This is a genomic window from Candidatus Methylarchaceae archaeon HK02M2, assembly GCA_024256165.1.
In the GTDB taxonomy this organism is placed as follows: domain Archaea; phylum Thermoproteota; class Nitrososphaeria; order Nitrososphaerales; family JACAEJ01; genus HK02M2.
In genome coordinates, this window is sequence record JAKLZG010000091.1 from 39,434 (window position 1) to 51,905 (window position 12,472).

Below are 12,472 nucleotides of genomic sequence, written 5' to 3' on the forward strand. Positions count from 1 at the left end.
AAATGATTTAAACAATAAATTTTTAAAGGTTAAATAGAAAGAACTTCATCCAAATAAGAAATAAAATAAGCAGTGCTTCAATATTATGATATACAAAGATAAATCAATTATAGTAGGAGGGCTATGTGACCCTCTAAATGTTAGTCAATCTAAGTTTAAAGAGTCAAAAAAGATGGAAGATTATTTTGGAAGTAGAAGTATGACAATGATATTTGAAATTTGTTACTTCGAGAGAATATACAATAAGTTGGTGTAACAATAGTATTGGTGAATCTGAAAGAATCTAGTGAAGAAACTAAAAAAGAAATTATGAAATTTCTAAAAACAAAATTAGTGGAAAAGGATTATAAAAAACTAGTCAGGATAAATAATACTAAACTATACCGATTCATTTCTAAGTATGTCGTACTTTGTAATCCTGATAAAGTCTTTGTTTGCACAGATTCACAAGAAGATATCCAATATATCAGAAAAACGGCAGTAAGAAATGGAGAAGAGAAGGAACTTAGCATCGATGGACATACTATCCATTTTGATGGCTATTACGATCAGGCCAGAGATAAAAAAAATACCAAATTCCTTCTTCCTAAAAACGTCAATTTAGGCTCTCATATAAACTGGATAGATAGGGATGAGGGGCTTAAAGAGATTCATACTATTCTAAAAAATATAATGCAGGGGCATGAGTTGTATGTTAGATTCTTCTGTTTAGGACCGAAAAATTCTGAATTCTCCATCCTCGCTGTTCAGCTCACCGATTCCAGCTACGTTGCCCATAACGAAGATCTGCTTTACAGGTCAGGATATGAGGAATTCAAACGATTGGATGATTCTGATGAATTCTTGAAGTTTGTACATTCACAAGGAGAGCTTGAAAATGGAGTAAGTAAAAACATCGACAAACGAAGGATATACATTGATACTCAAGAGGAAATAGTGTATAGCGTGAACACCCAATATGGTGGCAATACTATTGGACTTAAGAAATTGGCAATGCGTATAGCGATAAATAGGGCATCAAAAGAAGGTTGGCTGACAGAACACATGTTTATCTTGGGAGTGCATGGCCCAAAAGGCAGGATAACTTATCTCACAGGGGCATTTCCCTCTCTCTGTGGAAAGACTTCTACTGCTATGATAGAAGGGGAGACAATAGTTGGAGATGATATAGCATATCTCAGAAAAAAGGGTGAAACGATCCATGCAGTCAATGTAGAAAAAGGAGTATTTGGAATAATACAAGGTGTTAACTCCATAGACGATCCTGTTTTATGGAAGACACTTCATAAACCAGGTGAGATAATATTTTCAAATGTACTGGTTACTCAAGAGAAAGATGTCTATTGGATTGGTAAAAATGAAAACATCCCAGAAAGGGGTATCAATCACTCAGGAGAATGGACCTCTGGTAAGAAAGATGCTGAAGGTAACGAAATAACACCTTCACATAGAAATGCTCGCTTCACAGTTAATTTGAATCTTTTAGAGAATATGGACCAAAGAATTGACGACCCTGATGGAGTTGAGGTTAGAGGGATAATTTATGGGGGACGGGATTCGGATACATGGGTTCCAGTAGAGGAGTCCTTCGACTGGGTACATGGTATAATAACTAAAGGTGCATCGCTGGAGTCTGAAACTACAGCTGCTACCTTGGGAGAAATAGGCATCAGAAAATTAAATCCCATGTCTAATCTGGATTTTCTATCCATATCCTTAGGCAAATATATTGAAAATAACCTGAATTTTGGTATTACCCTAAAAAACCCGCCTCTTATATTCTCTGTGAATTACTTTTTAAAATCCAGAAGTGGAATTTTCCTGAACGATAAAGCTGATAAGAGGGTCTGGCTTAAATGGATGGAATTACGTTCACATAAGGAAGTTGAAGCAATAAAAACACCTACTGGTCTGATACCAAAATATCGAGATCTAAAAAGACTATTTAAGGAAACGCTAGATAAAGACTATCCTAAAGAAGACTACATCAAACAATTTACATTAAGAATTCCAGAAAATTTAGCCAAGATCGACAGGGTCATGGATATTTACAGAACCAATGTCCCCGATGTTCCGAAAATATTATTTGAAGTACTGGAAGAGCAAAAGCAAAGGCTAAACAAGGCAAGGATACAATATGGGAGTTATATCTCGCCAGAGAAATTCTCTTCAAATAAAGAAGAATAAAAAAATCCTCAAAAAAGGCATACTCATCGCTATTGAGGGTATCGATGGAGCAGGCAAGACAACTCATGCAGAACTTTTAAAAGACTCATTACTGAAGGATGGATATTCCGTAACTCTTCTCCATGAGCCAACGGAAGGGAAATGGGGAAAGAAAATCGCCGAACTTGCTAATGTAGGACTCGATAATATAAGCCCGAAAACCGAGTTTGAGTTGTTCTGTAAGGATAGAATAGAGGATGTTGAGAATAATATTAATCCCGCTCTGGAAAGAAATGATATAGTTATAATGGATAGATATTACTTTTCAAATATTGCTTATCAAGGAGCTAAAGGACTTGATCCTGATTTTATAGAGAAGGAGAATATGTTTGCTCCTAAACCCGACCTTGTCGTTATTCTAGATGTGCAACCAGAAAATGCACTTTCAAGAATCCAAAAGAGATCTTCCAAACCGAATCTTTTTGAGAGGAAGCAGTACTTAACTAAAGTGAGAGATCTTTTTAAGCAGAGATTCTCAAAAAGACCATACGTTCAAATAATCGAGGGTGAGCAACCTATTCATGTAGTCTCAATAAAGATTCGAGAATTTATACAACCTCTATTATCTAAACAAGAAAAGAAATAAAAATTATTTAATCACCTAACGACTCTAGAATATCTGCAACCTTTTTTTTGCCTAAAATTTCTATCAAGAGATTTCGAGATTCTTCTCCTTTCCATGAATCAAGGATGTTTATAACCGAATCCCTTATTCCTGGGCTCAAGTCTTGGAGAGCCTCTTCTATAAGCTTCCTCCTCCCTTTGAGAAGGTCCTTAGGTCTAAATACTTCTCCCATACTAATTTACAATATAATATTTCCTCACATATTTAATAAATGTCACCAAAAGCGCAACATACTTAAAAAACTCTAAGAGTTATACAATTAAACTTTGAGATTTATTGCCGAAATAAGAGACCCCGTGCATGGGTATATTCATATAACAGATGTAGAGAAGGAGATAATCGATACGCCTATCTTTCAGAGGTTGCGAAGAATTCGTCAGCTTGCTGGGGCTAATTTGACTTACCCTAGTGCACAGCATACTCGTTTTGAGCATTCATTAGGTACAATGTACCTCGCTGGACTGACAAGTACCTCTCTTATCTCAAAAACCCAGATCACTGATGAAGATGTGCAAGAGCTAAGGTTATCCGCATTACTTCATGATATAGGACATGGTCCTTTCTCTCATCTATTTGAAGAGGCTCTGACAGAAAAGAGAAATTTAACCCATGAAGACATCACTCAAAGAATAATCAAGGAGACAGAGATCAAGGATTTAATCGAGAAATATGGCTTTAATTCAAGAGATATTTCGGAGCTTTCTTTAGGCCTATCTCTTAAGAGAGCCAAATTCATGAATGAAATAGTAGCAGGGGGCTTGAGCGTGGATATTATGGATTATCTACTCAGAGACTCGTACTTCACCGGTGTTGAGTATGGTAAGGTAGATGTACATCGACTTATAGATTCATTTGAAATATTTGATGGCAAGTTAGCTATAGATCAAGCTGCTCTTTATGCATTTGAAGCGTTCAATATAGCTCGGTATGAGATGTTCAAGGCAGTATATTTCCATAGGACCGTTCGTGCAACCCAAGCAATGTTGATCCGCTCGATAACCCTTGCCGATGATAAGTTGAAACTAACAGATATTAGCAATCTAAAAAGATTTCTTCAACTCACAGATGAAGTAACCCTCGAAAGGTTGATCGATTTAGATCCTTGTGGGAATAAAGAGCTTTATCAAGCGAAGCAACTAGCGATAGGTTATAGAGATAGAAAGTTGATCAAATGTGTATTTGAGAAGATAGTCCATAGAAAGGATCGATTCATAGAAAGGATTCTTAACCAGAAGGGTATAAGAGATAAAATTTCTATAGAAATTGCAGATGAAGCTGGGGTCAATCCAGACCTGATCTTTTTCGATGTTCCTACAACGCCTTCTGTACCTTACACGTCTTCACGTCAGTCTCTTTCTTCTATAACTTTGGTACATAAAACTAGTGAAGGGGCATCTTATGAGACTGTTCCTATTGAGGATTTAGCTTTGGTAGGGGCGATTATAGGGTATATGGACATAATACGAATATACACACAAGCCGAATATAGATTAAAAGTGGAGAAAGCTGTAGAAGCTTTCTTCGGCAGGGAGGGCTATTCGACTAAGGTATCTATGTAATAGATTGGTGAAATTGACGGATTTCATAAAAGTAACAAAGACACGTAAGATGAGGGGATGGAAATGGGAGGATACTTTAGTTAAGCGAATACAGTCCTGTTATTCGTATAAAGCATTTAGATTAGGTGGCTCAAGCCAAACACTACCAGATGTACTTGCTATATCTAATAGGTTCAGCAAGATACTGGTGATAGAAGCTAAGTCTGGCACAACGGACTACCTTGTTGTGAGGAGAGAGCAGATAGAGAGGTCTTTAAGGTTCACTCATACCTTTAAACTATACCCTAAAAGACATTTCATATTGGCATTTAAATTTCTAAGAAAGAGAAGGTTGAAAAAAGATAATTACGACAAGAGAGAATTGAGGGAGTATTATAAAGAATTTAAGGTGAAGTTTAAGAAGGGTAAAAATGTGCCCGATATCACATGCACATACGATGGTTCAACTTATGCTATGTTAAAAGGAGAGAAAGAAAAAATAGATCTACCTGATTACAAGATGCCTTTTCAAAAGTGATAGTCTATATTTATATATCTTTAACTAAGTTGCAATCAAGAAGTTGTTATTCCGTTATCAATAACACTTTTTATCCCATTACAAAACTTAATTATGTATTCTGTGGCAATATCCGCTGCATTGACAAGATCTTCCTTACTTATGCCAGGTACACCGCATACCATCAGCAAAACGTTTTTAGTTTTTTCAGTTATTTTAGTCTCACCAGCATCTCTATAAGGATAAATTGCCACTAGATTTAATTGATCAGATACTACTATTTCGCCTCCTTGTAATTCTTTTGGTTCAACCATACCTATACCTAAAAATCTCTCTCCTTTTCTCGCAAACCTCATTCTTAGATTACCTTGGAGTTGGTCTCTATCAAATGCTGCTAAAGCAATCTCACTCTTGATGGATGCAAGATTGTAAGAGTCTACTGCAGTATTTATATTAGGAACTGATTTACCTCCAAGAATTCTTCTTATTAATGCTTCGGCTGCCGGTCTTATTTTAGTTGGATCTATGCCAACCTTCCAGAAGAATTTACGGTAAGCCTTAAAAACGGGAACATCCTTCAGACTTTTGATATCATATTTATCTTTGACTTCTTTAATTATCAACTCTTTAAAATCTTCCAAATCAGAACTTCTTTTTTCAACCTTTACGCCTCTTATATGAATGATTGAGGCTCGCAATTCAGTAAAAAGGTCTAGTAATTCTTGATCTATCTTTAATTCCATAAGAGCTCTAAAAAATAACTTGGATAATAATGTTTGAACTTTTTTCTTAATTAGGAAAGAATAACAAAACCATGGCTACCATTTACTATTAAATCGTCTCCTTCTTTAATAAGAGATAACCCATCAACCATATCTACAAGAGGTATTTTAGCTAAGGCGCAACCAGAGACAGTAATCATATCAGACCTGCGATTAATAATTGCAGAAGGAGCTTTATCGTTCTTTTTTAATTTGTATATCACGTAAGCTCCAACACTACTCCCAATACTATGCGGGAATATGAGGACTTTTTTATAAATACTCATACCGTACAGTTCGTTAGATCTATCAATAATCCTTCCATCTCCAGGATTTACACCTCCTAAAAACGATATTGGAGAGGGTGAGATTAATGCCTCACCCCACCCTATACTGTTAACAAGCCCTCTAGCTCTAAAAACTCCTCTCAAATCATTTACAACCCTCAATTAATAAGTCATGAGTGTCTTTAAGAGAGATTTTTACATTCTGGGCCCTTTTTAAGTAATGTGCTGCTTTACATGAGTTTGTAGCGATAATATCAACTTCAAGATGAGAAATTATAGGCGTAAATACAGCACAAGTATTACAAATGAATTTTGCCCCTGCACCTTCAATCTTTTTAGTATAACCTTTTCGCTTCGCTTCCTCGTAAGCCCTTCTTGAACAGAATATGAGGCATCTTTTATTAAATTTCTTACCTTCGACGATATCGGAGATTTCATGTATCTCTTGTATATTCAAATGGGGGCAACCAAGAATAATTGCATCCTCCTCTTCTGTACCATCATTAAGTTCATCATAGGTTTTTATGAGATCACTTTTATCAAACCTTATACTTTCGCCATCAACTTTCTCATTTATTAAAAACATACCAGAAGCACCAGATGCTCCAATAGAAGAGCAAAGTGCTTTAGCCTCTGACGAGATTGGACTTTTAATACCTTGGAAAGCTATTGGTTCCCTTGCCATCTTTCCAGCAAAATATCCTAGAAGCCCGAATTTCATTGAGCCAGAAAATTCATCGATATTTACATGAATGGAGAGTGATGGTTTTCTATATTCATCAATATGTAACTCCGAGCAAGGAGTTTTACCTGTTATCGCACTTGCAAGAGCACTCAATGCACTCTCACGATTCGTCCTTAAATCTAAAATAGAATTCGCATATATAGAAGCAGAGCTCTCAGCCCAACTCACATGACTACCTTTTACTTGTGAATGGAACCCTTCGTAAGGTGTACATGTAAAAGAATCAGTCACACCCAACTTCCTGTACGATTGTATTATCTTCATCTGTTCAGATAGATATTTTTCATCAATGATAAAATCAGATGTATCTGTTGGATCTATTCCTAAAGGGTTCACAGTCGTAGGAATGGAAACTTTAGCGTTAAGGCTATAACTCTCAAGGAACTCTCTACCATGCTCTCCAATGGTTGAATATGAAACTCCAGAAATATGAGCGGATGAAATTTCGATCAGATGACTTGCATCTGTTAGACGACCAACAGATAACAGTATCCTATAAGCGATCTCAAGGGCTTCACCATACTCTCCTTCAAGAGCTCTTTCTTCATAATTTGTTAGGTACAGATCTCTCACCATAGATCTTGACAATTGTCCACTATAATCGATAGTTCATAAATTTAAAGACCCAATAATATATATGATTGGTGGTAACTCTTGGTAAAAAACCATTCATTGGACTTAAGAAGTTTTTTGAGTATATTAGAGAAAAAAGGACAGATGCTCAGGATAAAGAAAGAGGTCTCTTATTTACATGAAGCAGCGGTGATAATGAAGAAGCTTGATAGAGGTCCTGCACCTTTCTTTGAGAAGATATGTTATTCAGACTATCCTCTTGTCAGTGGTGTTTGTAACACAAAAGAGAAAATCTGCCTAGCCATCAATACATCTTTGAATAATCTCCATGATAAGATTTCTTCATCTATTAACGATCCTATAAATCCAAAAATTGTAAAAAATGGACCATTTAAGGAATATTCAGAGAAACCCAATGTAAGTAAATTTCCCATACTTAAGCATTATGAGAAGGATGCTGGAAGGTACATAACAGCTGGTGTAGTCTTTGTAAAGAACGCAGAAACAAATACTCAAAATGCATCTATACACCGTTTGCTACTCCTAGATGATGATCATTTAGCAGTACGTGTAGTGGAAGGTAGGCATCTTCACAGATGCTTGCAACTTTCCAAGCAGATAGGTAAGCCCCTCGAAGTAGCAATAGCAATTGGCGTCCATCCAGCAGTTTCTCTGGCTGCTGCTTGCCAAGTACCCTATGGTATGGATGAGATAAAAATTGCGAATTCCATTTTAAATGGTGCCTTGAAAGTTTCAAAGTGTGAAAATGTGGATTTAAGTGTTCCAGCAAACTCCGAGATAGTACTAGAAGGTAGGTTCATGATAGATAGAGAAGAGGAGGAATTCATGGCAGATATGCTAAACGTATACGATCACCCAAGGATGCAACCAGTGATCGAAGTCACCAATATTCTTCATAGAAAAGACCCGATATATCAAGCAATACTCCCAGCAGGGAGCGAGCACCGTCTACTCATGTCTCTGCCTGTAGAGATGAAACTATTCAAAGGAGTTAAAAATACTGTACCAACAACTAAAGCTGTTAACTTAACGGATGGTGGATGTAATTGGCTACATGCTGTCATTCAAATCAAAAAGACTCACGAAGGAGAGCCGAAGAATGCGATAATCTCGGCCTTCTCTAACCATCCATCATTGAAATTGGCTATAGTTGTAGATGATGATATAGATCCAGAAGATATTCAAAGCGTAGAGTTCGCTTTAGCCACACGCTTCCAAGGCGAAAAAGATCTTGTAATTATAGAGAATGTCAAAGGTTCAAGCTTAGATCCTTCTAGCGATCAGGATAATCTTCTTACAACTAAAATCGGTATAGACGCAACAATAAGTTTTACTAAACAAAGGGAAAAATTCGAGATAGCTAAGATACCTGGCGAAGATTCGATAAATTTTAAGGATTATCTTGATTGATAGGTCGTTCAAATTTAAGAATATCTTTAATTTCATTTAATAACTTCTTAAAAATCTGTGTATCTATTGGGGCTTTGATATATAATGATACTACTGAAATCCCATTGACGATCATAGATGTGACTTCAGCAAATAATCTTGTGTAGATGTCGCCAAATTTGCTCGGAATAATTGAAATAGAATTCGCTCTATCTCCAACCTTCACCGAAAACGCCATCGAGCCTAACTTTGTCTCTTCTCCTTCAGAAATGATCAAGAAACAACCATTACTCGCTCTTAGTACTTGAAAAGAGAATTTCTTCTCATTCACTATTACTTTTTTATTTAAAGAACTCAAATCTTATCAGATTAATTTTTCTTAACCCCTTCGAACAATTTTACAATCATGCCGATTAATCTTAAATAAGAATTTATTCCAGCTCTTAACTGGGAAATATCTCCTCCTTTTATATTCAGAATCAGTCTACCTTCATTGTGTACGATCTCAACCTTGAGGCGCGATTTTGATAATAAGTCTGGCTCAAATGCAAGGTGGGTAATTTGTGCCAAATCTTTGTCTAATTTAGCCTCTATTCTGGCTTCTAATCCTTTGATAATATACCCTTTCTTAGGAGATTTTGATCGGAGTAACGTCATAAGCTCTTCCAGCCATGGTAAATCCACACGACCTGCATTGCCATATGCCCAAGCTTTTTCTTTTTAATTTCCATGCACCACAACTAGGACACATCCTTTTCAGCTTTAGAGTGGTGTATATCCTCCCATACTTTTTTCTTAATGATGATCCATACTTTGTACCGAGTCCTTTTAACCCTTTTCTTTTACCTTTTCGCATCTTTAATACTTTCCTTTATGATCTTTCTGATTTCCTTTGCCTTAGTTTTAGCAATGTTGACCGCCAATTTGACTTGATCAAAGTCAAGGGTTCCAGGCAAACCTTTCTGCCCTGCACGGATATTACCTTCATCATCGAATGTAAAGGTTATTCTAGTATCCATAACAGCTTCCTCTTCAGATGTTGGGTCTATAATAAATTCATCACCAATTTTCGCAAGAGTTATAGAAACAGGAATACAGTTTATATGTAAATGGGTTGACTCCTCTTCTTGTGTTATCAGTTCATTCTGATCGATAGAAAATTTTGGCATAGTAGATGTAGCGAGTGCGGCAACAGTAGCATATGAAACAGCATCGAATAAATTACCATCAGTATCTAGAATGTCCACATCGATGAAGACAGCATATACTTTCTTTCCTTGGATCAATACAAGCTTTGAAAGATCAATCATTTGGGACTCTCTAATTCCTCGATCTACAACCCTGGCTAATTCTATCGCATCCTCATCAGGGGGACCTGGCTCGGCATAAGCCGAAGAAAGAGGTAAGACTTCTGCATTTACAACTAAAAGTCCCTTTTCTGGTGTATCAGGAAACGGTTCACCTATGTCTATCTTAACACCTGCTATCACTTGTGTATTGCCGATCTGAACTCGAGCTGAACCATTAGCCTTTTCTATAATGCCAGTTTCTATCTTAATAGGACGAAAATCAAGTAAGTCTCTACCATCTAATCTTTTCTCTTTTGATAAGAACTCCACTATTTGCGCCTTTCTTAGTCTCTCAACTACCATTGATTTTTTTACTGCAGACATCATTCCTCACCGGATTCATCCTCGCCAAAGTATTTATTGATCAACGCTTCACGTTGAACTTCATAAATATGCCTACAGGCATTAAGAGCCATTTTAAATCCCTTCTCGAACTCCTCTGGAGTTAAGATACCATCTAGTTGGAGAAGAGTTGTTTGATTAAGGTTTGGCATAATAGCAATAGGCATATCAGCTTCTCCCTCTTTATCTTCTCTATCATCTAGATCCAAAACAACTTGTCCAGATATCTTACCAACTGCACAAGCAACAACCATATCACGCATGGATATACCAGCATCAGCAAGAGCAACTGCAGAAGCTGTGATCCCAGCGCATCTAGAACCACCATCTGCTTGTAATACTTCTAGATAAACATCTATGCCCGTCCTTGGGTATTCTTCCAATATAAGGGCAGGTTCTAAGGCTTCCCTTATGACCTTAGATATCTCAATTTCACGCCTTGAAGGTTGTGGATGTTTACGAGTATCTGTTGAGAAGGGAGCCATATGGTAACGACATCTTAAAAAAGATCTATCGGGTAAAGAAAGATGTTTAGGATGAACACTTTTTGGACCGTATACTGCAACCACGATCTTATTCTTCCCAAACTCTATATATGAAGAACCATCAGCATTCTTAAGTATACCTACTTCGATTTTTAATGGTCTTAGCTCATCTAGCTTTCTACCATCTATCCTATGACCTTTTTCATCTATTAGACTTATCAATCTTTAACCCCCTTCGATTCTGACAAAAAATTTTGAATATTTTTTGTCAGACTTGCCATATGGGCTTTTGACTCAACCATCTTGATGGCTTGAGTTGCGAGTAGAATACCATCAGGTGGACCGGTTATTAAAATGATCCCATTCTGACCTATAATTAGTTTACAATTGGTAGCAGACTCAACTGTCTTTATCATAAACCCTTTTTTACCTATTAACCTAGGTATCTTGGCAGAATTTATCTTAATGATCTCTCCCTTTGGAATATGTCCTAGATTCGGCCCCGAGATACTTAAAAGGGGATCCCTCGTTCGATCATAAGCAAGAACTTTTGCATAGATCAAACTTCCAATAGGAAATTTCTTTAAAAGGGATTCGCGATCGGGTGAGAAATCTCTGCCGAATACGTTCTGAGCAAGAAGATACGCGAAGAAGCATGAGTTGATGTCGACCTCCCATGAGAATGCCGAATGATCAACTATCTTGCCTATGACAAGATCATTAACTCTAGGAATATAAGGTCCACTTAAAGGAATTACACGGATTCCTCCTTGGCTCATCTCAGCTAAACCAATCTTTGTTGAATAGTATTTATCGCCTACCCTGATTACATTATTAATTGTTTTATAATCCCCCTCGGCGATAAACTCACCAGGAGTCACGTACCTCCTTTTAAAAGCCATTCTTGTCTCACTTTATGATCTTTACTTGTGTAGTTCCTTTAGTAACCGAACCCAATTTATCAATCAATGAGGAATGAACTCCTGCTGGAATCTCTACGATTGTTGTTAGTGAGCCATCAGCTAACCATTCTTCTTTTTGAATTTCTCCGTAGCTCTTCAAAACACCAATAGTTTTAGGAGCAAAAAGAGGCTCGATTTTTAGCATAAGCTTCATTTTTTCTGATTTTAATGGCAAAACTATTCTCATTTTCTCAATGATATTCTTTACTTGCTCTTTGGCATCCTTAAAAGGATCGATTGAAATTTGTACCTCTGACAATGCCTGCTCAACTCTAACTCTAGGATGAGGTAAACTTGTTCTAGGATCGATAAAATTTTTACAGATAATAGAAATTATCTGCTTTCGTTTCTCTTCGATCAATGAACGTCTTTGTTCAGTTATTAACTGAAGCTCACCTTTCTTTAGAATAATTTCAGCCACTTTTGTTACAGATGTAGTATTGAAAATTTTCTCTAGCTTATCATCTGAAATGCGTAACCCTTTTGAAGCTTCAGAAAAAATTCCTTCAACAGCAATAATCTTTGTAAGATCGACTGGACGACCTAGTTTGTAATCCAAAGCTTTTTCTGGGTGGACTAATATCTCAAATCGTTCGCCACTAATCACTAACCTAACTGTGGTGAACTTACTACTCAAATAAACACCTGATTT

16 protein-coding genes are annotated in these 12,472 nt (G+C 36.7%); 5 read left to right on the forward strand and 11 right to left on the reverse strand.

Translation table 11 applies throughout. The annotated features are described in order from the left end of the window. The first annotated feature begins 267 nt into the window (after positions 1–267). Positions 268–2,187, forward strand: a complete 1,920-nt coding sequence (locus L6N96_07190) for a phosphoenolpyruvate carboxykinase (GTP) (protein MCP8323940.1) — start codon at positions 268–270, stop codon at positions 2,185–2,187. Next, the gene (gene tmk / locus L6N96_07195; protein MCP8323941.1) at positions 2,138–2,812 is read left to right on the forward strand and encodes a dTMP kinase; all 675 of its coding nucleotides are present in this window, start codon (positions 2,138–2,140) and stop codon (positions 2,810–2,812) included. The genes L6N96_07190 and tmk overlap by 50 nt, the downstream gene beginning before the upstream one ends. Positions 2,813–2,819: 7 nt before the next feature. On the opposite strand, the gene L6N96_07200 is transcribed toward tmk, so the two are convergent. Next, complete coding sequence (locus L6N96_07200) at positions 2,820–3,023, reverse strand: hypothetical protein (GenBank protein MCP8323942.1); 204 nt, start codon at positions 3,021–3,023, stop codon at positions 2,820–2,822. Positions 3,024–3,117: 94 nt separating this feature from the next. Between L6N96_07200 and L6N96_07205 the strand changes: the two genes are divergently transcribed. Continuing rightward, on the forward strand, positions 3,118–4,410 hold the full coding sequence (locus L6N96_07205; GenBank protein ID MCP8323943.1) for an HD domain-containing protein: 1,293 nt from the start codon (positions 3,118–3,120) through the stop codon (positions 4,408–4,410). A gap of 13 nt (positions 4,411–4,423) precedes the next feature. Beyond that, positions 4,424–4,927, forward strand: a complete 504-nt coding sequence (locus L6N96_07210) for a hypothetical protein (GenBank protein MCP8323944.1) — start codon at positions 4,424–4,426, stop codon at positions 4,925–4,927. Between the two features lie 35 nt (positions 4,928–4,962). Here the strand turns inward: L6N96_07210 and L6N96_07215 are convergent, their stop codons facing one another. Genes L6N96_07215 through L6N96_07225 form a run of 3 tightly spaced genes read right to left on the reverse strand, consistent with a single transcriptional unit; the run spans position 4,963 to position 7,287 of the window. After that, positions 4,963–5,649 (reverse strand): hypothetical protein, encoded by a 687-nt coding sequence (locus L6N96_07215; protein MCP8323945.1) that lies wholly within the window; start codon positions 5,647–5,649, stop codon positions 4,963–4,965. Between the two features lie 50 nt (positions 5,650–5,699). Continuing rightward, positions 5,700–6,116 carry a DUF126 domain-containing protein gene (locus tag L6N96_07220; GenBank protein ID MCP8323946.1) on the reverse strand — a complete coding sequence of 139 codons (417 nt, stop codon included), beginning with the start codon at positions 6,114–6,116 and terminating at the stop codon, positions 5,700–5,702. Next, complete coding sequence (locus L6N96_07225) at positions 6,100–7,287, reverse strand: aconitase X catalytic domain-containing protein (GenBank protein MCP8323947.1); 1,188 nt, start codon at positions 7,285–7,287, stop codon at positions 6,100–6,102. Before L6N96_07225 ends, L6N96_07220 begins: the two co-directional genes overlap by 17 nt. A gap of 66 nt (positions 7,288–7,353) precedes the next feature. On the opposite strand from L6N96_07225, the gene L6N96_07230 reads away from it, so the two are divergent. Continuing rightward, a complete protein-coding gene (locus L6N96_07230; protein ID MCP8323948.1) occupies positions 7,354–8,703 on the forward strand; it encodes a UbiD family decarboxylase in 1,350 nt (449 codons plus the stop codon). Here L6N96_07230 and L6N96_07235 read toward each other — a convergent pair. Genes L6N96_07235 through L6N96_07265 form a run of 7 tightly spaced genes read right to left on the reverse strand, consistent with a single transcriptional unit; the run spans position 8,684 to position 12,457 of the window. Then, entirely contained in the window at positions 8,684–9,040 is a 357-nt protein-coding gene (locus tag L6N96_07235) for a hypothetical protein (GenBank protein MCP8323949.1), read from the reverse strand. The two genes, L6N96_07230 and L6N96_07235, sit on opposite strands and share 20 nt — an antisense overlap. A gap of 11 nt (positions 9,041–9,051) precedes the next feature. After that, positions 9,052–9,339 (reverse strand): hypothetical protein, encoded by a 288-nt coding sequence (locus L6N96_07240; GenBank protein MCP8323950.1) that lies wholly within the window; start codon positions 9,337–9,339, stop codon positions 9,052–9,054. Further along, positions 9,311–9,538 carry a 50S ribosomal protein L37 gene (locus tag L6N96_07245; protein MCP8323951.1) on the reverse strand — a complete coding sequence of 76 codons (228 nt, stop codon included), beginning with the start codon at positions 9,536–9,538 and terminating at the stop codon, positions 9,311–9,313. The genes L6N96_07240 and L6N96_07245 overlap by 29 nt, the downstream gene beginning before the upstream one ends. Next, a complete protein-coding gene (gene rrp42 / locus L6N96_07250; protein ID MCP8323952.1) occupies positions 9,525–10,355 on the reverse strand; it encodes an exosome complex protein Rrp42 in 831 nt (276 codons plus the stop codon). Before rrp42 ends, L6N96_07245 begins: the two co-directional genes overlap by 14 nt. Beyond that, complete coding sequence (gene rrp41 / locus L6N96_07255) at positions 10,355–11,080, reverse strand: exosome complex exonuclease Rrp41 (GenBank protein MCP8323953.1); 726 nt, start codon at positions 11,078–11,080, stop codon at positions 10,355–10,357. Before rrp41 ends, rrp42 begins: the two co-directional genes overlap by 1 nt. Then, complete coding sequence (rrp4, locus tag L6N96_07260) at positions 11,077–11,760, reverse strand: exosome complex RNA-binding protein Rrp4 (GenBank protein MCP8323954.1); 684 nt, start codon at positions 11,758–11,760, stop codon at positions 11,077–11,079. Before rrp4 ends, rrp41 begins: the two co-directional genes overlap by 4 nt. 7 nt (positions 11,761–11,767) lie before the next feature. Further along, entirely contained in the window at positions 11,768–12,457 is a 690-nt protein-coding gene (locus tag L6N96_07265) for a ribosome assembly factor SBDS (protein MCP8323955.1), read from the reverse strand. Positions 12,458–12,472 lie beyond the last annotated feature (15 nt).